22 protein-coding genes are annotated in these 22363 nt (G+C 71.1%); 9 read left to right on the forward strand and 13 right to left on the reverse strand.

What is annotated here, in order from left to right; all coding sequences use genetic code 11:
* Window positions 1-167: 167 nt before the first annotated feature.
* Both OG746_RS39575 and OG746_RS39580 read right to left on the reverse strand, forming a co-directional pair.
* Window positions 168-1178, reverse strand: coding sequence for an alpha/beta fold hydrolase (locus OG746_RS39575; RefSeq protein WP_266723549.1), 1011 nt, complete (start codon window positions 1176-1178; stop codon window positions 168-170).
* 231 nt (window positions 1179-1409) lie between these two features.
* The gene (locus tag OG746_RS39580; protein WP_266723550.1) at window positions 1410-1979 is read right to left on the reverse strand and encodes a TetR/AcrR family transcriptional regulator; all 570 of its coding nucleotides are present in this window, start codon (window positions 1977-1979) and stop codon (window positions 1410-1412) included.
* Window positions 1980-2083: 104 nt separating this feature from the next.
* Here OG746_RS39580 and OG746_RS39585 point away from each other — a divergent pair, with 104 nt between their 5' ends.
* From OG746_RS39585 to OG746_RS39595, 3 genes are all read left to right on the forward strand, one after another.
* The gene (locus OG746_RS39585; protein ID WP_266723552.1) at window positions 2084-3511 is read left to right on the forward strand and encodes an MFS transporter; all 1428 of its coding nucleotides are present in this window, start codon (window positions 2084-2086) and stop codon (window positions 3509-3511) included.
* 266 nt (window positions 3512-3777) lie between these two features.
* On the forward strand, window positions 3778-4368 hold the full coding sequence (locus OG746_RS39590; RefSeq protein ID WP_323179736.1) for a DUF5994 family protein: 591 nt from the start codon (window positions 3778-3780) through the stop codon (window positions 4366-4368).
* A 5-nt stretch (window positions 4369-4373) separates the two neighbouring features.
* On the forward strand, window positions 4374-4658 hold the full coding sequence (locus OG746_RS39595; RefSeq protein ID WP_266723553.1) for a hypothetical protein: 285 nt from the start codon (window positions 4374-4376) through the stop codon (window positions 4656-4658).
* Window positions 4659-4702: 44 nt separating this feature from the next.
* On the opposite strand, the gene OG746_RS39600 is transcribed toward OG746_RS39595, so the two are convergent.
* From OG746_RS39600 to OG746_RS39620, 5 genes are all read right to left on the reverse strand, one after another.
* On the reverse strand, window positions 4703-6103 hold the full coding sequence (locus OG746_RS39600; protein ID WP_266723555.1) for an MFS transporter: 1401 nt from the start codon (window positions 6101-6103) through the stop codon (window positions 4703-4705).
* Between the two features lie 63 nt (window positions 6104-6166).
* Entirely contained in the window at window positions 6167-7120 is a 954-nt protein-coding gene (locus OG746_RS39605; protein WP_266723557.1) for a PDR/VanB family oxidoreductase, read from the reverse strand.
* A complete protein-coding gene (locus OG746_RS39610) occupies window positions 7117-7644 on the reverse strand; it encodes an aromatic-ring-hydroxylating dioxygenase subunit beta (protein ID WP_266723558.1) in 528 nt (175 codons plus the stop codon). Before OG746_RS39610 ends, OG746_RS39605 begins: the two co-directional genes overlap by 4 nt.
* Window positions 7637-8935 (reverse strand): aromatic ring-hydroxylating oxygenase subunit alpha, encoded by a 1299-nt coding sequence (locus OG746_RS39615; RefSeq protein ID WP_266723559.1) that lies wholly within the window; start codon window positions 8933-8935, stop codon window positions 7637-7639. The genes OG746_RS39610 and OG746_RS39615 overlap by 8 nt, the downstream gene beginning before the upstream one ends.
* Complete coding sequence (locus tag OG746_RS39620) at window positions 8932-10134, reverse strand: acyl-CoA dehydrogenase family protein (protein ID WP_266723560.1); 1203 nt, start codon at window positions 10132-10134, stop codon at window positions 8932-8934. Before OG746_RS39620 ends, OG746_RS39615 begins: the two co-directional genes overlap by 4 nt.
* A 177-nt stretch (window positions 10135-10311) precedes the next feature.
* Here OG746_RS39620 and OG746_RS39625 point away from each other — a divergent pair, with 177 nt between their 5' ends.
* Together OG746_RS39625 and OG746_RS39630 are read left to right on the forward strand one after the other, a co-directional pair.
* On the forward strand, window positions 10312-10596 hold the full coding sequence (locus OG746_RS39625; RefSeq protein WP_266723562.1) for a hypothetical protein: 285 nt from the start codon (window positions 10312-10314) through the stop codon (window positions 10594-10596).
* On the forward strand, window positions 10593-11855 hold the full coding sequence (locus OG746_RS39630) for an amidase (RefSeq protein WP_266723564.1): 1263 nt from the start codon (window positions 10593-10595) through the stop codon (window positions 11853-11855). The genes OG746_RS39625 and OG746_RS39630 overlap by 4 nt, the downstream gene beginning before the upstream one ends.
* Before the next feature lie 41 nt (window positions 11856-11896).
* Here the strand turns inward: OG746_RS39630 and OG746_RS39635 are convergent, their stop codons facing one another.
* Window positions 11897-12493, reverse strand: a complete 597-nt coding sequence (locus OG746_RS39635; protein WP_266723566.1) for a nuclear transport factor 2 family protein — start codon at window positions 12491-12493, stop codon at window positions 11897-11899.
* A gap of 187 nt (window positions 12494-12680) precedes the next feature.
* On the opposite strand from OG746_RS39635, the gene OG746_RS39640 reads away from it, so the two are divergent.
* The 3 genes from OG746_RS39640 (at window position 12681) to OG746_RS39650 (ending at window position 15584) form a co-directional block, all read left to right on the forward strand.
* Window positions 12681-13547: an IclR family transcriptional regulator gene (locus tag OG746_RS39640; RefSeq protein WP_266723568.1), complete on the forward strand. Its 867-nt coding sequence runs from the start codon at window positions 12681-12683 to the stop codon at window positions 13545-13547.
* An 85-nt stretch (window positions 13548-13632) separates the two neighbouring features.
* Window positions 13633-14688, forward strand: a complete 1056-nt coding sequence (locus OG746_RS39645) for a maleylacetate reductase (protein ID WP_266723570.1) — start codon at window positions 13633-13635, stop codon at window positions 14686-14688.
* Window positions 14685-15584 carry a hydroxyquinol 1,2-dioxygenase gene (locus tag OG746_RS39650; protein WP_266723572.1) on the forward strand — a complete coding sequence of 300 codons (900 nt, stop codon included), beginning with the start codon at window positions 14685-14687 and terminating at the stop codon, window positions 15582-15584. Before OG746_RS39645 ends, OG746_RS39650 begins: the two co-directional genes overlap by 4 nt.
* 25 nt (window positions 15585-15609) lie before the next feature.
* On the opposite strand, the gene dmpG is transcribed toward OG746_RS39650, so the two are convergent.
* The 4 genes from dmpG to OG746_RS39670 all read right to left on the reverse strand — a co-directional run bounded on the left by dmpG (window position 15610) and on the right by OG746_RS39670 (window position 19279).
* Window positions 15610-16638 carry a 4-hydroxy-2-oxovalerate aldolase gene (dmpG, locus tag OG746_RS39655; protein ID WP_266723574.1) on the reverse strand — a complete coding sequence of 343 codons (1029 nt, stop codon included), beginning with the start codon at window positions 16636-16638 and terminating at the stop codon, window positions 15610-15612.
* On the reverse strand, window positions 16635-17600 hold the full coding sequence (locus OG746_RS39660) for an acetaldehyde dehydrogenase (acetylating) (RefSeq protein ID WP_266723576.1): 966 nt from the start codon (window positions 17598-17600) through the stop codon (window positions 16635-16637). The genes dmpG and OG746_RS39660 overlap by 4 nt, the downstream gene beginning before the upstream one ends.
* Window positions 17601-17603: 3 nt before the next feature.
* Window positions 17604-18443, reverse strand: coding sequence for a 2-keto-4-pentenoate hydratase (locus tag OG746_RS39665; protein ID WP_266723578.1), 840 nt, complete (start codon window positions 18441-18443; stop codon window positions 17604-17606).
* 71 nt (window positions 18444-18514) lie between these two features.
* A complete protein-coding gene (locus tag OG746_RS39670) occupies window positions 18515-19279 on the reverse strand; it encodes an IclR family transcriptional regulator (protein ID WP_266723580.1) in 765 nt (254 codons plus the stop codon).
* A 225-nt stretch (window positions 19280-19504) separates the two neighbouring features.
* Between OG746_RS39670 and OG746_RS39675 the strand changes: the two genes are divergently transcribed.
* Complete coding sequence (locus OG746_RS39675; RefSeq protein WP_266723581.1) at window positions 19505-20311, forward strand: SDR family oxidoreductase; 807 nt, start codon at window positions 19505-19507, stop codon at window positions 20309-20311.
* Window positions 20312-20376: 65 nt separating this feature from the next.
* On the opposite strand, the gene OG746_RS39680 is transcribed toward OG746_RS39675, so the two are convergent.
* Window positions 20377-22302, reverse strand: coding sequence for a sulfatase-like hydrolase/transferase (locus OG746_RS39680; protein WP_266723583.1), 1926 nt, complete (start codon window positions 22300-22302; stop codon window positions 20377-20379).
* Between the last annotated feature and the right edge of the window lie 61 nt (window positions 22303-22363).

The following is a 22363-nucleotide window of genomic DNA, read 5'->3' on the forward strand; positions in this document are numbered from 1 at the left end:
ACGCCTTCGCTGTGTGCACTGTTCGCCATTGCGTGGCCTTGTGAGTATGGGGGCCTGCGGATCCTCTCCTGTGATGACAGCGGGGAGGCCAACCGCCGCCGAATGCCGTGGTGTGGGGGCCAGTCGGCGGGTCCCCACACCACGGCCGGCCAACCATCGGGCCGGCCTCACGTCGCGCTGCGTTCGCTTGCCTCGCGGTACTGGCGTTCCACGCCTCGCGTGTAGATGTCCTCCGGGCGTCCTGTGCGCAGGAGTTCGCGCCACTGCTCGATGCTCCAGTCGCCGGGTGTGGTGGTGGCGATGAACTCCTGGAGGAGCCGGACGAACCGCGCGGGGTCGGCGTGGTGCGGGAAGTGTCCTGCGCCCGGGAAGATCTCGAGGCGGCTGCCGGGCATCGCCAGGTGCGCGGTGTGGGCGTGGTCCACGGGCAGCACGCTGTCGCGGTCGCCCCAGACGAGGAGGGTGGGTATGCCCTGGGCCAGGTAGCAGCGGTCCAGCATGGTGACCACCTGGCCGCGCCAGTCGACGACGGCCCGCAGCGTACGGGTGAAGGCGTTGCGGGAGTTCTGGTCGGGCAGGGCGTCGACCAGATTGACCAGGTCGACCGCGTCCACGCCGAGTCCGGTGTCCAGGAGTTGGAGGGCGCGGACGAACGCGGCGATCGACAACTGGGCGCCCGGCACCTTCAGTAGACCGAGGGCGAGCCCCGCACCGGGCAGGGTCGCGGCCCGCAGCACAGGAGTCACCTGGCGCCCGACCCCGCCGGTGGAGATCAGTACGAGCCGGTCGACGCGCTCGGGGAACTGGTACGCGAACTGCATCGCGACACCACCACCGAAGGAGTGCCCGACGAGGGTGACCCGTTCGACGCCGAGCACGCCGAGGAGATCCCGCAGGCCGTTCGCGTACGCGGCGACCGAGTAGTCGGCGCGCGGCTTCGCCGAGTCGCCGTGGCCGAGCAGATCGGGGGCGATGACGGTGTGCCGGCGCGCGAGGGCGGCGAAGCAGTCCTCCCAGTGCGCGGAGGACGCCCCGACTCCGTGGATGAGCAGAACGGCCGGGCCCTCACCGGCGATCCGATAGGCGCGGCGGTATCCGTGGACGGTGGAGAAGGTGAGCGTGCTGCCGGTCTCCGGCCCACGGCCGGCCGAGCCGCGGATCGGGATGACGTGCGCCATGGTCGTTCTCCCAGCGAGCGGTTCTCCGCAGGGGTGCGGGATCCCGGTGTCGTGTCCGGGGTCGGTGTGCCGAGTGTACGAAGCGCGGTGTGGCGGAGGGTTTCGTGCCGGTTGCGGGTGGATTCCGTTCCTGGGGTGGGCTCCGTGAGCTGGGCGATGGGCCGCGTGGTCAGGACCGTTCTGACGTGAGTGGTCAGGACCGTTCCGGACTGATCCCCGTCAGTCCGTGCGTCAGCGCAGCAGCCGGTCGACCAGGCCGTCCAGGTACTCCGGGGTGAGCGGGCCCGCGCCGAACAGGACGCGGATGTACATCGGGGCCATGACGTGGTCGAGGACGTCCAACGCGTCGAGGGACCGCTCCCCGCGCTCGCGTGCCCGGTCGAGCATGGACTGCATCTGACTTGCCCGTTCGCCGAGGAAGTCGTCGCGCAGGCGGAAGCCCTCGGGTCCCGAGCCGGACAGGGCGACGGTCAGGCGGAGTACGGCAAGGCCATCGGGTCCGGTGATCTCCTGGGCCACCTGGGCCGCGTAGGTGCGCAGGTCGCCGGCCAGGTCCCCGGTGTCGGGCATCGGTGACCGCGCGTTGAGGCGGGTCAGCGTCACGTCGGTGAGCAGCTCTTCGAGGCTGCCCCAGCGGCGGTAGACGGTGGTGTCGGCGACTCCCGCGCGGGCCGCGACCTCGCTGACGGTGAATCCGCCGTAACCGCGTTCTCCCACCAGGTCGGTGACGGCCTGATGCACCGCCGCGCCGACGCGGGCGCTGCGTCCGCCGGGCCGCCGGGTGCGCTGTTGCTCGTCCATGCCCCCACCTTAACGCAGTCCGCACTTGCTTTTATGTGGCGGGCTGCTCTATGGTCTCGCTTAATGCAGTCGCTGGCTGCGTTAAGCGAGTGAGAGGGGATTTCATGCTCGTGGTGACCTGTCTGGGGCAGTTCATGGTGCTGCTCGACAACACGATCGTCGGCGCGGCACTGCCCGACATGCAGCACCGCCTGGGTGCCGAACTGACCGGCCTGCAATGGATCGTCGACGCCTACGTCCTGCTGGTCGCCATGCTGCTGCTGTCCGGCGGAGTCTTCGCCGACCGCTTCGGCCGCAAGCGCGTGTACCTGAGCGGTGTCGCGGTGTTCACCGCGGCGTCCGTGCTGTGCAGCGTCGCGCCCTCGGTCGGCTGGCTGGTGGCCGGGCGGGTGCTGCAAGGGGTCGGGGCCGCGGCGCTGAGCCCCGCCTCGCTCGCACTTCTGGTGGCCGCGCATCCCGCCCCGAAGGAGCGGGTCAGGGCGATCGGGCTGTGGGCGGGGCTCAGCGGTATCGGCCTGGCCGCCGGGCCCGTGGTCGGAGGCGCCCTTACGCAGGCGTTCGGCTGGCCCGCGATCTTCCTGGTCAACGTGCCCATCGGCGTGGTCCTGCTGGTGGCCGGCCGGCGCGTCCTGAAGGAGTCCCGCACCCCGGAGCGCGGCGCCCTCGACATCCCGGGCACGATCCTGTCCGTCCTCGGGGTCGGCACGCTGTCCTACGCCCTGATCGAGGGCGGCTCGCGCGGCTGGACCTCACCGGTGATCCTCGGTGGCTTCGCGGCGGCGACCGTCCTGCTCGGCACGTTCGTGGCCGTGGAACGACGGCACCCCGCACCGATGCTGCCGCTGGGCCTGTTCCGTCAGCGGCTGTTCACCGTCTCCAACTCCGCGATGATCGTGGTGGGGTTCGCGCTCATGGGCTCGTACTTCTTCTTCTCGCAGTTCTTCGTGTACGTCCAGGGCAGCTCGATCCTGATGGCCGGACTGCAGACCCTGCCCGCCACGCTCGCCATGGTCGTCGTCAGCCCCTTCGCGGGCCGCCTCGCCGCCAGGTACGGCTACCGGTCCGTCGTCACCGGCGGCCTGGCGCTGGCCGGGCTCGGGCTCGTCGCGCTGGGCTGGGTGCACGCCGACACCGGTTACGCGAACGTGTGGTGGCGGCTCGCCATGGTCGGCATCGGCTTCGCCCTGACCATGTCCCCGCTGACCGGCGCCGCCATCCAGGCGGTCGACCCGCAGGAAGGCGGCCTCGCCTCGGGCGTCAGCAGCACCACGCGGCAGATCGGCGCGGTGCTCGGTGTGGCGGTGCTCGGGGCCGTGGTCCGCGCCTTTCAGTCCGGTGGGGCCTCCTTCGAGGCGGGTCTCGAAGGCGCCTTCGTCGTGGCCGGAGCCGTCACCCTGGCCGCCGCGGTGTGCACCGGCCTGTGGCTGGTGAGCTCCCGGCCGACGCCTGAGCCCGCGCCCGTACTCGCGCCTGAGCCCGCGCCCGAGACCGCTCCTGTGTCGCAGCAGCGCCCCGACCTCAGCGCGCGGTGAACCCCGTGAACTGCCTCCAGGTGTCCGCCTGGAGGCAGTTCACGGGGCGGAAGCTCGGCCGATCGGACGCGAAGCTCGGACGGTCGGCCGGCCACCTGCACCACGCAAGCGGAACGGCCTTCGTCGGACCCGTAACCGAACGCACCCGTAGGAGTACGGTGGAGGCACCGAGGGCATTTCGCACTCCGGCAGCCACGCGGGTCTCGTCCTCGGTGATCGGATACATCGGGGCGACCCCCGTGTCGCTCCGGAGACGGGTTCGCATCGTGATCGCGATCATCCCGCCCACCCGCACCACTCCACCCTCACCCTCCCCGCCGTCCGGTGCCCGCGTTGCGCTGAGGTCCCCGACGAGCCGCGGCCTGCTGGACGGCGCCTGGTGGCCCCACTCGCGCGACTTGACCGTCGAGCTTCCCGAACTCGTGGACGTACTCGACCCGTTGTGGGGCCGCATCACGCGTGTCGCCGTCAATCCGATGCTCTGGCCCGTCGTCCCGCGCAAGGTGACCGTCGGTCAGCGGGTGGTGAAGACCGGCTGGTTCACCCCCGAACTCGACCCGCACACACTGCTGTTGCTGTCCTACGGGACTCGCCGCTTCGATCTCCTGGTGATTCCGCCCGAGACGAGTGCCGCCTGCGCGGACCGGCTCATGGTCGCCGCCTGCGCCCCGGACGGTCCTCGGCTGAGCGCCACGGATCTCGTGGCGGCGGAAACCGCGCGCCTTCGTGGCGCCGCCGTGATCGACCGGCCACAGATCTCGCAGATCTCGCAGACCCCGCAGATCTCGCAGGGTTCGCGGGAGAACGAGGGCGGCGCGACGTCCACGCACGTCGGCCCCACGGTGGCGGGGCGGTGAGGGGCATGGACGCCATGCTCACCTCGGTCGCCTTCCTGGTGCTGATCGCCATGGGCGTCTACCTGATCCACCGTCTCAACGCCCAGCACGCCGAAAGGATCGCCTTGCGCACCTACCGCCGCTTCCTGCCCGGCCGCCGGAATCCCGGCGAGGGGGCAGACGCCGGAACCCTGCCCGACCAGCCGCCGCCGACCGTCCCGGCCGACCGGCACGACCATCGCGACGGCGGCCGCGGCCGGTTCCGGGCACGCCGCCGCCACGACCGCACCACGCACAAGCAGTCCCACTGATCCGTACCGCGTCGAGTGTTCCGGTTACGGGACGTCTATTCGGATCACGGGACGTCGGCCGCGTCCGGTGCCTTGGCGGGTGGCGTGCTGGCGGTCTGGTTCGGGTGCAGGCGGCGCAGCGCCCGGGGCGCCGTCTCCGGGAGGGCCGTCAGACACACCAGGGAGAGGACGCAGGTGCCGGCGAGGTAGTAGCCGACGTTCATCGCGTTTCCGGTCGCGGCGATGATCCGGTTCGCGACCAGCGGGGAGATGCCGCCGCCGAGGACCGCCCCGAGGTGGAAGGCGATGCCCATCCCGGACTGCCGCTGGTCGCGGGGGAAGAGCTCGGTGAAGAAGGTGTACATCGGGCCGAAGAGCAGCCCGGTCGTCGCGAAGCCGAGCATCAGCGCGCCGGTGAGGGCGCCGATGGAGCCCATTCCGGCGATGGGGAAGATGACCAGCGCCGCGACCAGCGACGCGAGCACTCCGGTGAACATGACCGGTCGCCGGCCGAACCGGTCCGATGCCCAGGCCCCGAGGACGTTGCTGGCCGCGTGGACCAGCAGGCCGAGGGTGCTGGCGTTGACCACCTCCTGCCGGGGCAGCCCGAGACCGTCAGGGGCGGCCGATGTCGCGTAGGACATCATGAAGGTGACCAGCGCGAACGTGCAGGAGTTCAGGCCGATGTTCACGCCCGCGGCCAGCAGTACGCGCCGCCAGTTGGAGCGGAAGACGTCGGCGACCGGGCGCCGGTCCTTGAGTGTCTCGCCCTCCTCGCGCACCATCTGCTGGAAGACCGGGCTCTCCGCCACACCGCGGCGGATCCAGATGCCGATGACGATGGCGACGCCACCGGCGAGGAAGGGCAGCCGCCAGCCCCATGACTCGACGCTGGAGTCCGGGAGGAAGAGCACGGCGGCGAACGCCAGGTTGGCGAGGATCGTCCCGAACGGCGAGCCGAGCGCGACGAACACGCCGTACCGGGCCCGCTTTTCATCGGGGGCGTGCTCGATGGCCAGGGCGGCAGCGCCGCCGGTCTCGCCGCCGCGGAACAGGCCGTGTGCCATCCGAAGTACGACCAGGAGCAGTGGCGCCGCGACACCGATCTGGGCGTAGGTCGGCAGCACACCCATCAGGACGGTCGCCGCGCCCATGCCGATGAAGGTGAGCAGAAGCGCGAAGCGCCGGCCGTACCGGTCGCCGAGCCAGCCGAACCCGGCCGCGCCGAGCGGGGCCATCAGGAAGCCGATGGCGAAGGTCGCGAGCCCGAGGAAGGTGCCGAACCAGGCGTCGTCGGTCTGGAAGAAGGTGTCGGTGAGGACGAGCGTGGTCGCCGTCCCGTAGATGGCGAAGTCGTAGAACTCCAGGGAGGTGCCCACGCCACTGGCCATGGCGATGCGGACGATGCCGGTGCGGGGCGGCTCCGGCGCGGTCGGTGTGTCCGCCGCCGATATCTGCTCGGTCATGTGTCTACCTCGGTGCCTGTGAGGGGAGTTTCGGCACGCAGTCGGAGGGTGGTGTGCCGCCGGTCAGTACAGCTCGATACGGAGCCGGTCGGAGCGCGCCCGTGACACGCAGAGGGCGATCTCCGTGCCGGCCGCGTGCTCGGCGGCCGACAGGCAGTGGTCGCGATGGTCGGCGGTGCCTTCCAGGAGGCCGGAGACACACGAGCCGCAGATGCCCTCCTCGCAGGACTTGCCGACCGGGATGCCCGCCTCCTCGAGCACGGAGAGGATCGACCGGTCCGCGGGGACCTCGAACTCCTCGCCGGTGTCGAGCTCCACCGTGAACGGCGTGTTGTCCGAGGCGTCGACCGGCTCCGCCGAGAAGTGCTCGACATGGACCTGCGCCTCGCCCACGACCGGCGCGAAGACGGCGGTGACCTGATCCATGAAGCCGACCGGGCCGCAGGTGTAGACATGGCTGGCAGTGCTCAGTGGGGCGGTCAACGAGCCCAGGATGTCCGGGTGTTCGGACCGCGGTCGGCCGATGTGGAGAGTGACCCGGTCGCGGAACTCGGCGCGGCGCTCCAGCAGGTCGCCGAAGGCGAGCTCGGCTCGTGACCGTACGAAGTAGTGCAGCGCGAAGTCGGCGCCGCGGCGGTGGAGTTCGTAGGCCATGCTCAGCAGTGGGGTGACGCCGATGCCGCCGGCCACCAGCAGATGCCGGTCGGCTCCGTCGGCGATACCCAGCAGGTTCCGGGGCGGTCCGATCGTCAACTCGTCGCCGACCGCCGTCCGGTGGAGCGCGGCCGAGCCGCCCCGGGACTCCGCCTCCCGCTTCACCGCGATGAGGACGGACGAGCGGTCGGCCGGGTCACCCGCCAGCGAGTACTGGCGCATGACCCCCGTCGGGCCGGTCACGTCGACGTGCGCGCCGGCGGCGAAGGGGCCGAACGCGGCGCCGTCGGCCCTGCGCAGCCGCAGGGAGCGGACCGCCGCGCTCTCCTCCACGATCTCGGAGACCTGGACGGCGACGCTCACAGCAGGAACCCCGCGGCGGGCACGGCGTCCTCGGCGTCCACAAGGCGGATCACCTTGCGCACGATCCGGTCCTCCGACCGGTCCGCACCGAACCGGACCGTGAACTCGACGTCCCCGGCCCACAGTTGGTGGCGGCCCCGCTTGTAGGCGACGAGGACCTGGGCGGCACGCAACGACACCGACCCGTCGGTGGTCTCCACGGGCACGAACCGCGACACGGTACGCACGGTCCTGGCCGAGTCGACCGCCGCGATGGCGTATCCCTCGGTGAGGCGCGCCACGCGCATGGCGCGCATCCGGGCGTCGTCGTAGACCATGTTCAGCTGGTCGTCGAAGTCCTCGGTGGTGGGATCGAGCGGGATGACGTAGATGCCGTCCTCTGCGTAGAGCCCGCTCCAGGCCCGGTACTCCTTGCGGTCGAGCAAGTCGGCCTCGTGCCAGAGGAGTTCGATGGCCCGCACGACGCGCGGGTCGGAGAGGGTGGCCCCGGGGGCGTCGGTGATCGTGGTGGCGGTGTCAGCCATTGCTCATCATCTTCTTCCACATCCGGTACGCGGCCCGCATACCGGTCTCGTCGGTGCTGTGCGAAGTGGCCCAGCCCTCGGGGGCGTCGGCCTCGCGCTTCAGGCCGCGGTTCACCATGATCGGCATCTCCGGGCAGGCCTGGGCGCCGCGCTGCACGCGGTCCCAGCCCTCGGCGTCGTCGGGTGTGCCGAAACCGAAGGGTCCCTGGAAGTGCTCGTGGATGCGCAGGCGTTCGCGGCGGATCGGGCCTGCGATCTCCTCGGGGGCGTCCACGCCGAGCGCCACGTGCTCGATGATCGTCTCGTCGACGCTGACCGGACGCAGCACCCGGAAGAACGCCGAGGAGAGGCCGACGTTGGGGAACAGGTTCAGGTTCGATCCGGTGCCGTGCATCGCGCGCACCAGCTTGCGGATCTGCGCATCGTCGGCCCCGCCCTCCCTCAACTCGGCGACCAGGCCGTCGAATCGGGGTTGCAAGGGTTCGCTGCCGTCATCGGCGTCGAGGTCGATGTGCGCCGGCACCATGTGCATCACGCTGTGCCCGTTGCCGAGGTCGTGGCAGGTGGAGGCCGGGTCGGTCATGAAGCTCAGCATGTCGGCCGTCTCGCCGTCCACCGAGCTCATCCAGGAGCGGTGCACGATCGGGAAGTGGTAGCCGTCGGTGGTGTTCTCCAACTGGATCTTCCAGTTGCCCCGGAACCTGAAACGGTGGGTGCCGAGCACCTTGAGCGGATAGCCGCCGCCCTGCTTGAAGAACCGGTCGGCCCACAGCCGCACATCGCCGAGGAACTCCTCCAGCGGCTCCGCGTCCTGGTCGAAGGTGGCGAAGATCAGGCCGCGGTAGCTCTCGGTGCGCAGCTTGTGCAGGCCCATCTCGTCCTTGCTCATCACCCCCTCGTAGCCGTCGGGGTAGGGGATGCCGCGCAGCCGCCCGTCCAGGCCGTACGACCAGGCGTGGTACGGGCAGGTGAAGCCGTTGGCCTCGCCGCGCGGCTTCTCGCACAGGCTGGCGCCGCGGTGCCGGCAGCGGTTGACCAGCGTATGGATGGCGCCCTTGCGGTCCCGGGTGACGATCACCGAATTGCGGCCCACGTACGTGGATTTGAAGCTGCCCGGCTTGGGCAGCTCGCTCTCGTGCGCCACCCAGATCCAGGTCTTCTCGAAGATCTGCGTCATCTCGCGCTCGAAGATCTCCGGGTCGGTGTAGACCCGTGCGGCGACACGGTCCTCCTGTACGAGATCGGACGGTTCCAGCTGGTGGATGGTGGCCGGGGTGAAATCGATGGTCATGCTGTCTTCTCCTCGGTGTTGCTGCTCCTGGGGCGGTCCGGGTCGTTACGTGGGTGTGTGGGGCCCAGGAAGCCGGGGGTGGTCGGGTCGAGGCCCAGCAGGACGGCCCCGGCGTCGTCGTAGATGTGCTGGCTGAGCGAGGCGTGCAACTGGGGGACCTGCGCGTCGAGGCGGATCCGGTTCAGAGGGTGCGAGTTCTGGATGATCGCCGCCCCGGACACCTTGGACAGGTCGTGGACGACCTGGGCAGCGGTGTCGGCGATGTGGACGGCGCTGAGCCGGATGCGCGCGATCTGATCGGCACTCGCCGCCTTCCCCGCGCTGACGGTCTCCCACACCTCCTCCGCGACGTCCAGGAAGTAGCGGCGTGCCGACTGCAGCGCCACGTAGGCCCGCGCGAACTCCGTGCGGTAGTAGGCTCGTTCGCCGATCGGCGGAGCGCCCGTGATGCCCCGGTAGGAGCCCGATTGCTGCGCGTAGTCAAGGGCGCCCAGGGCCACGCCGAGTCCGATGGCCGCATGGCACTGCGCCTGGTACGCCAACAGGGGGTAGCGGAAGAGGGGTTCGTCGATCTGTGAGGCGCCGCCGCGGATGTAGGTCCACTCCAGCGGGATCTCGACGTCCTCGAGCACCGTGTCGAAGGAGCCCGATGCGCGCATCCCGCTCACGTCCCAGTCCTGGACGATGGCCACCTGATCGGCAGGGAGGAGAGCCGCCCGCGGCTGCCCGCCCGCGGACTCGTCCAACAGGCCTACGTTGATGTAGTCGGCGGCCATGCATCCGCTGGCGAACTTCCACCGGCCGCTCACCCGGAAACCGTCCGCGGTCCGCTCGGCCTTCTGCATCGGGAAGAGGCCACCGGCCACGACGACGTCCGGGCCGTCGCGGTAGATCTCCTTCTGCGTCTCCACGGGGAGCGCGCCGAGGTAGGTGTTGGCGGAGGCGAAGCCCACCACCCAGGCGGTGGACCCGTCGACGCGGCCCACCTCCTCGACGAGCCTGAGGAACCGATGGGGCGGCAGCACATTTCCCCCGAACCGGATCGGGGTGGCGTGCCGGTACACACCGAACGGCATGAACTTCTCGATGAAGTCACGGGGGACGTACCCCTGGGCGTTGAACTCTGCCCGTCGCTCGCGGAGTTCCGAAAGCACCGCCTGCCACTTCGTGCCCGCTATGGGCTCGGGGGCGTCACCCATGTCGGCTCCTTCCGGCCGGTTCAGGGCCCCACGCTGGTTCGAGGCCCAACGGGATGCTCAGCCATCGAGTGGGCCGATGCGACGGGTCGGACCGGTGAGTGGACCGACCCGGCGGAAGTGGCAGGGCGATGTGGTCGGATCCAGAGGTGGAGCATGGAAAAGGAGGAGTGGCTGAGCATGAATGAGAACGAGCCGGTCGACCGCGCCCCGCGGATGACCCTCACCTGCTACAACGACAACCACGGCTACGGCTGGAAACACGTCGACCTGTTCGTCCACGACGCGGCGGGCCGTGAACTCGGCTGGGTGCACTGGGGTGTTCCCCAGGACGGCCCGGACGCGGCGGACGCGGAGACCGCGGCGGTCGAACCCGATCTGCGGCGCACCTCCGACTGGCGGCACGGTGTGAGCGCAGGTGGCGTGGACTTCTGGGAGGCGGATGCGCAGTGGAGGGAACAGTGAGTGACACCGTTCGACAGCCCTGGTCCCTGAGTGAACTCGTCGCCGATCTGAGGTCCGGGCGGACCACTCCCGAGGCGGCCCTGCGGCGCAGCCGCGACCGTATCGCGGGGACCGAGGAGCGGGTACGTGCCTGGGTGGCCTTCGATGAAAGCGCCGCGGACAGCGCCGCGGCCGTACGTACCGGGGCTCTGGGCGGCGTCCCGATGGGCGTCAAGGACATCATCGACCTGGGCGGGCTGCCCACCCGCTGCGGATCGGTGCTGCGGGCCGACGCCGGCCCCGCCGAGCGGGACGCCCCGGTCGTGGAGGCCTGGCGTGCGGCCGGGGCGATCCCCGTCGGCAAGACCGTGACCACGGAGTTCGCCTTCTTCGCACCCGGCCCGACCCGCAACCCCGCCAACCTGCGGCACACGCCCGGCGGTTCCTCCAGCGGCTCGGCCGCGGCGGTCGCCTCCGGGCAGGTCCCGCTGGCGATCGGCTCCCAGACCGCGGGGTCGGTGACCCGGCCGGCCGCGTACTGCGGTGTCGCCTCGCTCGTCCTGCGCCACGGGCACCTGTCCACCGACGGTGTCGCCGGCCTCAGCCCCAGCCTCGACGCCCACGGTGTGTACGCGGCGGGCGCCGCCGATGTCTCCCTCGCCTGGGCGGCCCTCACCGGCGAGCCGGACCCGGCCCGCGACGCACACACCGCCCCACGGATCGCGCTCTGGAACGCGGCCCCCTTGGCAGCCGTGTCCGACGAAATGGGTGCGGCGCTCGACTCCGCCGAGGCCCGGCTCACCGGACACGGCGCGACGATTGACGCCTTCCCGCTGGAGGCACTGATCGCCGAAGTGACCACGGCGCACCCGGTGGTGATGGCCTACGAGGCGGCGCGCGAGCGCTCCGCCGAGCTGGAGCGGGCCGATCAACTCAGCGCACCCCTGGCCGGGCTTCTCCGAACCGGTGCGGCCACCTCGGAATCCGACTACCGCGCCGCGTGCCGACTGGTCGCCGCGGCACGCACCGAACTCGGCGCGCTCCTCACCCAGTACGACGCAGTGCTCGGCCCTGCCGCGCCCGGGGCGGCTCCGCAGGGGCTCGACGCCACCGGCGATCCGGTGCTCAGCCGCCCGTGGCAGGCCCTCGGTCTGCCCACGGTGGCCGTGCCGGGGCTGCGAAACGCGGCAGGGCTGCCGCTCGGACTCCAAGTGATCGCGGGATCCGAGGCGGCAGCCCTGCGTGCTGCGGTCTGGGTGGAGCGAAGCCTCAACGGGTGAGGAAATCCCGGCCCGTTGAGGAGAGGAATGGGGAGAGTCGCTCAGGCGCCGGCAGCGTGCTCATTCGTGTGGTTCGTCCCCGGCTCCTTGAGCAGCACGGACCGCTTCGGATAGCTGCCGGCGAAGAAGTCGGGCAGGTCGGCGATGGCGACGTTCTCGGTCCGGGTCCGGGTGATCTTCCATACGCCGTCGATCCTGCGGAACGCGTTGTTGAGCCGGCTGGCGCGGATCAGGGACTTGCCGTCCTCGAAGAGCCAGGGCTGGAAGTGGATCCACTGGCCGTCGGCCTCGTCCCCGTACACATGGATCTGCTCCGAGGTGAGCCAGTGGGCGTTCAGGAGCAGCTTCGGGTCCTGGTCCTGCGGCCAGAAGCGGTTGAAGTGCGCGCGGATCGCCTCCTTGCCCTCGGCCCGGCCGAACTGGCTGTCGTAGTACTCGCCGACGCCCTCCCAGATGGCGTCGTCGGAGTAGAGGTCGAGGATCAGCTCGATGCGCTGCTCGTCGCTGTCGACCCCGTACTCCGGGCACGGTGTGTCGCACAGGAACATGTAACGGGCCTGAATACGGCGGATGTCGGCCTCGCCCTCGAGGACCTCGATGCGCTTGACCAGGGTGTCGATGGTGTCTTGGCTACTCATGTCGGCAGCCTCGCCGCCGCGCGTCCCGGAGGGAACCGCTCGGTCCACTGGGCGGATCGGCGCCGCGTAACCGGCCGTCATCGGGTCGTCACAGGGGTGCGTGTTCGCGGCCGAAGGGGGGTTGCCAAGAGGTTCACGAAGTTTGAACAATCACCTTTGGTCATTGGTATCGGCGAGGGGAAGCGGTATGCGCGCGAGCGCCCAGGCAGAACTCGACACCGCGGAGCAGGCCGCCCCGGAGGCCGGGCCCGCGGCCCCCGAACCGCACATGAGCTCCGTGCTCGGCAAGGCGCATCTGGTGCTCGGAGCCTTCTCCTCCGGCTCGACCTGCCTCGGTCTGAGCGAGCTCAGCCGCCGTTCCGGCGTGCCCAAGGCGACCGTGCACCGGATCGGAACCGAGCTCGTCCAACTCGGCTATCTCAGCCGCACGCCGGACGGGTACCAGCTCGGCTGGCGCATCTTCGAGCTGGGCCGACTGGTCCCCGGACCGGCCCATCTGCGGGCGGTCGCGCGCCCGGCGATGCTGGATCTGCGGGCCGCGACCCAGGCCGTGGTCCACCTGGCCGTGCCGCACGGCACCGACTGCTGCTACCTGGAACGCCTCGGCGGCCGCCGGGAGGCAGCCGTCGTCGCGGCCGTCGGTTCGAACGTGTCCCGGCCGCTCACCGTCTCCGGGCGGGTCCTCCTGGCCTACAGCGACGACCAGGAGGACGTGATCGCGGAGCTAGTGGCGCAGCGCGCCGACGGATCCCCGTCCTCCGACCGGCTCGACCCGGCGGCGCTGCGCGCCGAGCTGGCCCAGATCCGCGCCCGCCGATGGGCCCAGGAGCGGGAGTCGTGCATGCACGGCTACAAGAGCTTCGCCGTGCCGATCATGTACTTCGGGGGTGACCGGGTCATCGGCACGATCGCCGCGACGGTCCCGGCCGACCGCCGCGACGACCAGCAGCTGATCCACGCACTGTTGGCGACGGCGGCCGACATCGGCCGAGGCCTGTACCGACAGAACTCCTCCCATACGGGCCCCGGACCGCGGGTCGGCATGGCGGGCTGAGGGGGCGACGGGTGGTGGAGTCCGTCGGTCCGGCCACCGGACTGCCTCACTGCTCCGCACCCTCGACCCAGGCAGTATGGGCGGAATGAAGTTCGCACACGAAACCCCCGCGCAGCGCGCCGTGTTCGCGCCGGGGGAGGCCGTCCGCACCGTCGTCGACGAAGTGGCCCGGCTCGGATCGGGACGCGTCCTGATCGTCGGCGGCCCCTCCGCCAGAGCCCTGACCACGGAGCTCTCCGCGCACCTGACCGGGGCGCGGGTCCACGACGAGGTGGTCGAGCACGTCCCGGTCGAGGCCGCCGAGCGGGCCCGCGCGGTCGCGCACGAGCACGCCGCCGACGCCCTGGTGTGTGTCGGAGGAGGCTCGGCGACCGGCCTCGCCAAGGCCGTCGCCCTCACCACCAAACTGCCGATCGTCGCCGTCCCCACCACCTACGCCGGCTCGGAGGCGACCAACGTCTGGGGGCTGACCCGGGACGGCGTCAAGACCACCGGCGTGGACGCCGCGGTGCTCCCGGCCACCGTCGTCTACGACGCCTCGCTCCTGCTCACCCTCCCCGGCGCGCTCGCGGTCGCCAGCGGCCTCAACGCCCTCGCACACTGCGTCGACGCGATGTGGGGGCCGCGCGCCGACCCCATCGACCGAGCGATGGCACAAGAGGCGGCCCGCGCGCTGAGCGCCGGTCTGCCCGAAGTCGGCGCGCACCCCGACCGGTTGGCGGGGCACGAGCAGATGCTCTACGGCGCCTACCTGGCCGCGGTCGTCTTCGCCTCCGCGGGATCCGGCCTGCACCACAAGATCTGCCATGTGCTGGGCGGCCGTTTCGACCTCCCGCACGCGCAGACCCACGCCGTCGTCCTGCCGCACGTCCTGGCCCTCAACGCACCCCACGCCCCCGAGGCCGAGCGCAGGGTCGCCGCAGCACTCGACGCACCCACCGCCACCGAGGGGCTGGCCGCCCTCTACGCCCGCCTGGACGCGCCCACTTCGCTCAAGGAACTGGGCATGCCGGAGAGCGGCATCGCCGAAGCCGTGGAACCCGTCCTCGCCGCCGTACCGGAAGGCAACCCCGCCCCCGTGACCCGGGACCGGCTCAGCGCACTGCTGCGCGCGGCCTGGGAAGGAGACATCCCCCGATGACCACCCACCCGACCGGGACGGCGCCCGGCCCCGAACAGCAGCTCCGCGAGGCAGAACTCACCGACCGCGTCACGGCCTCCTTCGACAGCTGCCCGGACCCCCGGCTGCGGCAGCTGATGAGCGGCCTCGTGCGTCATCTGCACGCCTACGTCCGGGAGGTCCGGCTCACGGAGGAGGAGTGGAACCGGGCCATCGACTTCCTCACCCGCTGCGGCGACATCACCGACGACCGCCGCCAGGAGTTCATCCTCCTGTCCGACGTCCTCGGCGCGTCCATGCAGACCGTCACCGTCAACAACGAGGCGCACGGCGACGCCACCGAGGCCACCGTCTTCGGCCCCTTCTTCGTGGAGGACTCGCCCGCCGTACCGCTCGGCGGCGACATCTCCGCCGGTGCGCCCGGGGAACCCTGCTGGGTCGAGGGGACGGTCATCGACACGGCCGGCACACCACTGGCGGGGGCCCGGATCGAGGTGTGGGAGGCGGACGAGACCGGACACTACGACGTCCAGCACGACGACCACCGGACTGCCGCGCGCGGCCATCTGGTCACCGACTCCCAGGGGCGGTTCCGCTTCTGGGCGGTCACCCCGACGCCGTATCCGATCCCGCACGACGGCCCGGTGGGGGAGCTGCTGAAATCGGTGGGCCGCTCTCCGATGCGCGCCTCGCACCTGCACTTCAAGGTCACGCATGAGGACTGCCGCACGCTGGTGACCCACATCTTCGTACGCGGCGACGAACTCCTCGACTCCGACGCGGTGTTCGGCGTCCGGGACTCCCTGGTGAAGGACTTCGAGCAGCAGCCCGCCGCCCCCACCCCGGACGGCCGGATCGTCCAGGGACCCTGGACGCGGGCACGCTTCGACATCGTCCTCGCGCCCGCGAAGGCCTGAAGGGCGGCTCGCCCCGTACGTGGTGTCAGCTCGCCTGTGCGAGTCCCAGCGCCACGTCGACGATCATGTCCTCCTGGCCGCCGACGAGGCCGCGCTTGCCGACCTCGACGAGGATCGTGCGGACGTCGATGCCGTAGCGCTCGGCCGCCGCCTCCGCGTGGCGCAGGAAGGAGCCGTAGACCCCGGCGTAGCCGAGCGTGAGGGTCTCGCGGTCGACGCGGACCGGGCGGTCCTGGAGCGGGCGTACCAGGTCCTCGGCCGCGTCCTGGAGGGCGAACAGGTCGCAACCGTGCTTCCAGTCGTTGAGGTCGGCCACCGCGATGAACGCCTCGATGGGGCAGTTGCCCGCGCCCGCGCCCTGGCCGGCGAGCGAGGCGTCGACGCGGGTCACGCCCTCCTCCACCGCGGTCATGGAGTTGGCCACGGAGAGCGAGAGGTTCTCGTGGGCGTGGATGCCGAGTTCGGTGGCCGGGTCGAGGACGTCGCGGTAGGCGCGCATCCGTTCGCGGACGCCGTCCATCATGAGGCGGCCGCCGGAGTCGGTGACGTAGACGCAGTGGGCGCCGTAGGACTCCATGAGCTTGGCCTGCGCGGCCAGCGTCTTGGCATCGGCCATGTGGCTCATCATCAGGAAGCCGGAGACATCCATGCCCAACTCGCGTGCCGTGGCGATGTGTTGGGCCGAGACGTCGGCCTCGGTGCAGTGCGTGGCAACCCGCACCGATCGGACCCCGAGCGCGTACGCCCGCTTGAGTTCCTCGATGGTGCCGATGCCGGGCAGCAGGAGGGTGGTGAGGCGGGCGTTGGTGATGTGCGAGGCCGCGGTCTCGATCCACTCCCAGTCGGTGTGGCTGCCGGGGCCGTAGTTGAGGGATCCTCCGGCGAGGCCGTCGCCGTGGGACACCTCGATCCCGTCGACACCGGCCGCGTCGAGGGCGGCCACGATCCTCCCGAGCTGCTCCGGCGCGATGCGGTGCCGGATGGCGTGCATGCCGTCGCGCAGGGTGACGTCCTGGATGAACAGCTTGGTGTCATGTGTGGCGGTGGCACTCATGCGTCGGCTCCCTGGAGGTCGGTGGCGCGGGGGAGTTGGGTGGCGCGGGCGGCCATGGCCTCGGCCATCCGCAGGGCCGCGCTGGTCATGATGTCGAGGTTCCCCGCGTACGCCGGAAGGTAGTGGGCGGCCCCCTCGACCTCGAGGAAGACGGACACCTGGTGGGTGACCGGGGCCGTGGTGAGGGTGTGCACCGGCTGGTCGGCGGGGACCGGCGTGATCTGCACCTGCTGCTTGAGGCGGTAGCCCGGAACGTACGTGGACACCTCGTCGACCCGCTTGGCGACGGCCGCGCGGATCAAGTCGTGGGAGGCCTCGTCGGGCGCGTTCACCAGCGCGAGCACGGTGTCCCGCATGATCAGCGGCGGCTCCGCCGGGTTCAGGACGATGACGGCCTTGCCGCGGTCCGCGCCGCCGACGGTCTGGATCGCGTGGCTGGTCGTCTCGGTGAACTCGTCGATGTTCGCGCGGGTGCCGGGCCCCGCGCTCTTCGACGCGATCGAGGCGACGATCTCCGCGTACGGGACCGGTGCCACCGAGGACACGGCGGCGACGATCGGGATGGTGGCCTGGCCGCCGCACGTCACCATGTTCACGTTGTCCGCGGCGACGTGGTCGTCGAGATTGACCGCCGGGATCACCATCGGGCCGATGGCGGCGGGCGTCAGGTCGACGAGCTGCTTGCCGTACGGGGCGAGCGCCTCGGCGTTCGCGACGTGCGCCTTCGCGGACGTCGCGTCGAAGACGATGCGGATGTCCTCGAAGCCGTCCATCGCGATCAGGCCCTGGACGCCCTCGGCGGTGACCGGGACGCCGAGCCGCTCGGCGCGGGCGAGTCCGTCGGAGGCGGGGTCGATGCCGACCATCGCGCCCATTTCGAGGGTGTCCGAGAGGCGGAGCACCTTGATCATCAGGTCGGTGCCGATATTGCCCGAGCCGATGACGGCGACCTTGGTCTTCATGCTTCAGGCTCCTTCTTGGCGGGGTTCGGTGGCGTGGAAGCGGACGGACACCGAGCCGAGTCCGCTGATGTCGGCGGTGAACACGTCGCCGGCCGTGGCGGGCACCATCGGTCCGAGCGCGCCGGACAGCACGACCTGGCCCGCGCGCAGCGGGTCGCCGACGTCGCGCGCGGTCCGGGCGAGCCAGCCGAGTGCGGTGAGCGGATCGCCCAGGCAGGCCGCGCCGTTGCCGGCGGACACCGTCTCCTCGTGCCGCTTCATGGTCATCCCGGCCTCGACGGGCTCGAAGTCGGTGAGCGGCTTGGCCGGGCCCCCGATGACGTACAGCGCGGAGGAGCCGTTGTCGGCGACGGTGTCACCGAAGGTGATGTCCCAGTCGGCGATCCGGCTGTCCACGATCTCCAGAGCGGGGACCGCGTGCGCCACGGCGGCGCGGATCTGCGCGTCGTCGAGGGGGCCGTCGGTGAGGTCCGCGCCCAGGACGAACGCGATCTCCGCCTCGACCTTGGGCTGGAGCAGCCCGCCGACCGGCACGGAGGTGCCGTCCTCGACACTCATGTCGGCGAACAGCACCCCGAAGTCCGGTTGATCCACGCCCAGTTGCCGCTGCACGGCGGGCGAGGTGAGGCCGATCTTGCGGCCGGTGACGCGGCCGCCCGCTTCGAGGCGGTGTGCGGTGAGCAGCTCCTGGACGGCGTAGGCCGCCTTCACGTCGTCGCTGCCGATCAGGTCGCGCACCGGGGGACAGGGCACGTGGTCGGCGGCGGCGCGCAGCAGCCGCCGCGCCGCCTGTGCGACTGCGTCGTTGCCCGGGGAGGTGTCGCCGGGGGAGATCTCGTTCATGCCCCCAGCTTGGACAAGAGGGGCGCCCCGGGCCCAGCATTGAGTTCCGTCTGGCGGAACTCGTCCGTGGTTCAGTGCTTGCGCAGTTCCTCGCGGCGGCCGAGCGTCGCCGAGATCCCGGCCGCGGCCGCGCGCACGCTGTTGGCGTGCCGGGCGGGCTGGAACCGGTGCACCGGTCCGGTGACACTGACCGCCGCCACGATCTCGTCCGCCGGTCCGAAGATCCCGGCCGCGACACACACGATGCCGACCGCCGACTCCTCGTACTCGAAGGCGACACCCTTCGTGACGACGTCGGACAACTGCCGTGTCAGCACGTCGACGTTGGTGATGGTCCGGGGTGCCTTGCGCTCCAACGGCCCGCGCAGCGTGGCCTCGCGCACCTCGGCCGGGGAGTGGGCCAGCAGCACCTTCCCGATCGCCGTCGCGTGCAGCGGCATCCGGCCGCCGAGCCGGGAGGGCGAGTCGGCCTGCTGGTGGCCGCCCATCTTGGCGACGTAGACGACCTCGGTGCCCTCACGTGTCCCCAGATGGACGAGTTCGTGGGTGCGTACGAAGAGGTCCTCCAGGAACGGGGTGGCCACTTCGAGCAGCCCGCGCTCGACCGACGCGCGCATCCCCAGCTCGAAGACGAGCCCGGACAGGCGATAGCGCCCCTGGACGCGATCCAGGAGCCGGGCCGCCACGAGATCGCCGAGGACCCGGTGCAGGGTGCTCTTGGCGAAGTCCGTACGCCGCTGCAGCTCGGCGAACCCGAGGGTGGTGTCCTCGACGGTGAAGGCCTGCAGCACGGTGAGGGCCTTGGCCAGGACGCCGCTGGGCGCGTCGTCGCTCAAGGTGCCTTCCTCCTTCCCTGGTCCGGTCTCCGGTTGTCTCGGGCTGCCGTCCGGCCGCCTGTGTGTCCGGCTCCCACCTGGTGGTGGCCCGTCAGCTCAATCTACGTGTGGGCGGGGCGGAAGGTGTGTGAGCGGCTCGATCATGGGCGCCGCGCCTGAGACCATGGCCGACGCCCCGGCCCGCCCCCGTCCACGTACGCACCGAACCACCAAGAGGAGACCGACATGGGAACCATCGCCGTCACCGGAGCCGCCTCCGGTATAGGTGCCGCCATCGCCGCCCGGCTCTCCGAACAGGGGCACCGTGTCATCGGCGTCGACCTGCGCGGCACCGACGTGGCGGTCGACCTCGGCACGGCGGAGGGGCGGAGCGCCGCGGCGGCCGAGGTCGCCGGGCTCGCCGACGGACGGCTCGACGGATTCGTGCCGTTCGCCGGGATCTCCGGCGGCGCGGACCGGCCGGCGAGCCTGCTGGTCTCCGTCAACTACTACGGCGCCATCGGCCTGTTGGAAGAACTGCGCCCGGCCCTGGCGGCCGCGGGCGAGTCCTCCGTCGTCCTCGCCTCGTCCAACTCCACGACCACGCAGCCCGGTTGGAATCCGCGGCTCGCCGAAGCGTGCCTCGCGGGCGACGAAGAGGCGGCGCGCGCCCTCGCCGACTCTCTGGCCGACGAGGGCGGCGTGCTCACCTATCCGGCCACCAAGGCCGCTATCGCCCACTACACCCGCACCCGTGCGGCCGACTACATCGCGGACGGCATCCGCCTCAACGCCATCGCGCCGGGATTCATCGACACCCCGATGACCCGGGCCGGCCGCAAGGACCCGCGGATCGCGGCAGGCATCGAGGCGTTCCTGAAGGCCGTCCCGGCGGGGCGGGCGGGCAGCCCGGAGGAGGTCGCGGAGCTCGTGCTCTTCCTGCTGTCCCCCAAGTCCGCTTACTGCGTCGGTACGTTGATGTTCTGCGACGGCGGCCTCGACGCGCAACTGCGGGGGCTGGACTGGCCGAAGGTGCGGACGCCGGAGGGGTGAGGAGACCCCGGCTCGCTCCCTCCGCCGCTCGTCACTCCCGCGTCCGGCAGCCGGTCCGCGCCCGCTCAGCCCGAGGGGACGGGCTCGTAGACGGGCGAGGTCGGTGTGTACGTGCCGTCCAGTACGAATCTCAGGTACCGGCCCGCGTTGTGCAGATACTCGTCCTTGCTCGTGGCCGCCGCCTCGATCGCGGAGCGGGCCGGGCGGGCCAGGTCCGGGTCGACGAAGGTGAGCGCGTTGATCGCCTGGAGCCGGATCCGGACGTCGGGGTGCCCGGCGAGCGTACGGGACAGGAACTCGATGGCTTCGGACACACGGTGCCCACCTCGGACCAGGGTCTCCGCGGAGCTTATCCGCACCTGCGGCGAGGCATCCGTGCGCAGGGTCCGGGCCAGGCGGGGCAGCGCGGGGGCGGCGTCCCGCCCGAGCATGAGCAGGCCCTGCGCGGCCCAGTACCGTACGACTTCGTTCTCGTCGCCCAAATCCCTGGTGAGAGTGGGTAGATGGCGGGGGTCTCGCTCGATGGCCTGTCGCGCGAGCCGCAGTACGCGGCGCAGCGGATAGGCGCCGGGGCGGCGGCTCTGCTCCCAGCCCTCAAGGGGGCTGCCCTCCGGGATGAACCCGTTGTCGTGCACGTCCACGATGTGCTCGTCCAGGGCGCGCGAGAGCCGGTCGAGGGTGTGGCCGTGGGCGGGATCGTCGGCGAGATTGTGAATCTCGTGCGGGTCAGTGTGCAGGTCGTACAGTTCCTCGGCGGGCTTGGTGCCCCAGAACCGCTCCTGTGCGGGGTTCAGGGTGCCGTCCAGATGGGCCTGCTCCCACGACTGGTAGCCGCGCGCCTGCCAGGCGTAGGCGCCGTGCTGGCCCCAGGGGCGGTGCGGAGCGTAGTTGCGCAGGTAGCGGTAGCGGGCGTCGCGGACCGTGCGCACCATGTCGTAGCGCTCGTCCATACGGTCGCGGCCGCCGAACGCATAGCGGGAGGGCGGCAGTTGGCGCACTCCGGCGAACGGGTGGCCCTGCACATGGTCGGGGATGTCGACGCCCGCGAGGGCGAGCACGGTCGGCGCGTAGTCGACGGAGGTGACCGCCCGCCGCTCCACCGAACCGGCCGGGCGGGGCGCCAAGTGCGCCCACTTCTCCGGGAATCGCACGATCAGTGCGGTGCGCATCCCCTCGTCGTAGCAGTGCCGCTTGCTGCGCGGCAGGACGCCGCCGTTGTCGGAGTAGAAGAAGACGATGGTGTCGTCGGTGAGTCCTGCCGCCTCCAACTCGGCAAGTTTTGCGGCCACATGTCCGTCCATCGTCTCCATCGCGTCGTAGTAGTGCGCGAAGTCGCCGCGGATCTCCGGGGTGTCGGGCAGATAGGCGGGGAGGCGGATCTCGTCGCGCCGGGTACGGCCGTCCTGGGCGGTGAACAGGCTGGACTCGTGGGTCGTCATGTCGTTGAAGACGGCGAAGAACGGGGCTCCGGCGGGGCGGTCGCGGTAGTGGGCGGTCGCGCTGGACGCGTCCCAGGTGGCGTCCATGTCGACGACGGTGTTGTAGTCGGTCTTGGAGTTGTTCGTGGCGTAGTACCCGGCCTGCCGCAGATACTCCGGAAATCCCTTGAGGAAGGCGGGAGTGCGTCCGAGGGCCCGCATGTGCTCGGCGGGCCCCGCGCTCTGCGGGGCGACACCGGTCAGCAGGGCGAACCGGGACGGGGCGCACACGGGCGCCGTCGAGTACGAGTTCTCGTAGCGGATGCCTTCGCGGGCGAGCCGGTCCAGGGTGGGCGTTCTGGCGACGGGATCGCCGTACGCGCCGACAAAGGGGTAGTGGTCCTCGGCCACCAGCCAGAGGACGTTGGGCCGCTCGGCCGCGGCGCGTGGCGAGGAGTCGGTGGCGGCATCGGCGGCCGGAGCGGTGACGGCGGTCGTGGCCGCCGCCCCGGCGAGCGCGGCGAAGGTGCGGCGGGTGACGGGCACACCGAAGGGGGCGTGGGGCGCGGGCATGGCGAAGCTCCCGGATGCAACTGAGCGGGGTGGCAGGTGCGGTGACGGCAAGTGCGGTGGC

This window comes from Streptomyces sp. NBC_01016 (assembly GCF_026341035.1).
Lineage (GTDB): Bacteria > Actinomycetota > Actinomycetes > Streptomycetales > Streptomycetaceae > Streptomyces.

What these genes read in the sequence shown, in the direction of transcription:
- OG746_RS39575 (WP_266723549.1), bottom strand. Translation starts at nt 1,178, where the DNA reads ATGGCGCACGTCATCCCGATCCGCGGCTCGGCCGGCCGTGGGCCGGAG.
- OG746_RS39580 (WP_266723550.1), bottom strand. Translation starts at nt 1,979, where the DNA reads ATGGACGAGCAACAGCGCACCCGGCGGCCCGGCGGACGCAGCGCCCGC.
- OG746_RS39585 (WP_266723552.1), top strand. Translation starts at nt 2,084, where the DNA reads ATGCTCGTGGTGACCTGTCTGGGGCAGTTCATGGTGCTGCTCGACAAC.
- OG746_RS39595 (WP_266723553.1), top strand. Translation starts at nt 4,374, where the DNA reads ATGGACGCCATGCTCACCTCGGTCGCCTTCCTGGTGCTGATCGCCATG.
- OG746_RS39600 (WP_266723555.1), bottom strand. Translation starts at nt 6,103, where the DNA reads ATGACCGAGCAGATATCGGCGGCGGACACACCGACCGCGCCGGAGCCG.
- OG746_RS39610 (WP_266723558.1), bottom strand. Translation starts at nt 7,644, where the DNA reads ATGGCTGACACCGCCACCACGATCACCGACGCCCCCGGGGCCACCCTC.
- OG746_RS39615 (WP_266723559.1), bottom strand. Translation starts at nt 8,935, where the DNA reads ATGACCATCGATTTCACCCCGGCCACCATCCACCAGCTGGAACCGTCC.
- OG746_RS39620 (WP_266723560.1), bottom strand. Translation starts at nt 10,134, where the DNA reads ATGGGTGACGCCCCCGAGCCCATAGCGGGCACGAAGTGGCAGGCGGTG.
- OG746_RS39625 (WP_266723562.1), top strand. Translation starts at nt 10,312, where the DNA reads ATGAATGAGAACGAGCCGGTCGACCGCGCCCCGCGGATGACCCTCACC.
- OG746_RS39635 (WP_266723566.1), bottom strand. Translation starts at nt 12,493, where the DNA reads ATGAGTAGCCAAGACACCATCGACACCCTGGTCAAGCGCATCGAGGTC.
- OG746_RS39640 (WP_266723568.1), top strand. Translation starts at nt 12,681, where the DNA reads ATGCGCGCGAGCGCCCAGGCAGAACTCGACACCGCGGAGCAGGCCGCC.
- OG746_RS39645 (WP_266723570.1), top strand. Translation starts at nt 13,633, where the DNA reads ATGAAGTTCGCACACGAAACCCCCGCGCAGCGCGCCGTGTTCGCGCCG.
- OG746_RS39650 (WP_266723572.1), top strand. Translation starts at nt 14,685, where the DNA reads ATGACCACCCACCCGACCGGGACGGCGCCCGGCCCCGAACAGCAGCTC.
- dmpG (WP_266723574.1), bottom strand. Translation starts at nt 16,638, where the DNA reads ATGAGTGCCACCGCCACACATGACACCAAGCTGTTCATCCAGGACGTC.
- OG746_RS39660 (WP_266723576.1), bottom strand. Translation starts at nt 17,600, where the DNA reads ATGAAGACCAAGGTCGCCGTCATCGGCTCGGGCAATATCGGCACCGAC.
- OG746_RS39665 (WP_266723578.1), bottom strand. Translation starts at nt 18,443, where the DNA reads ATGAACGAGATCTCCCCCGGCGACACCTCCCCGGGCAACGACGCAGTC.
- OG746_RS39675 (WP_266723581.1), top strand. Translation starts at nt 19,505, where the DNA reads ATGGGAACCATCGCCGTCACCGGAGCCGCCTCCGGTATAGGTGCCGCC.
- OG746_RS39680 (WP_266723583.1), bottom strand. Translation starts at nt 22,302, where the DNA reads ATGCCCGCGCCCCACGCCCCCTTCGGTGTGCCCGTCACCCGCCGCACC.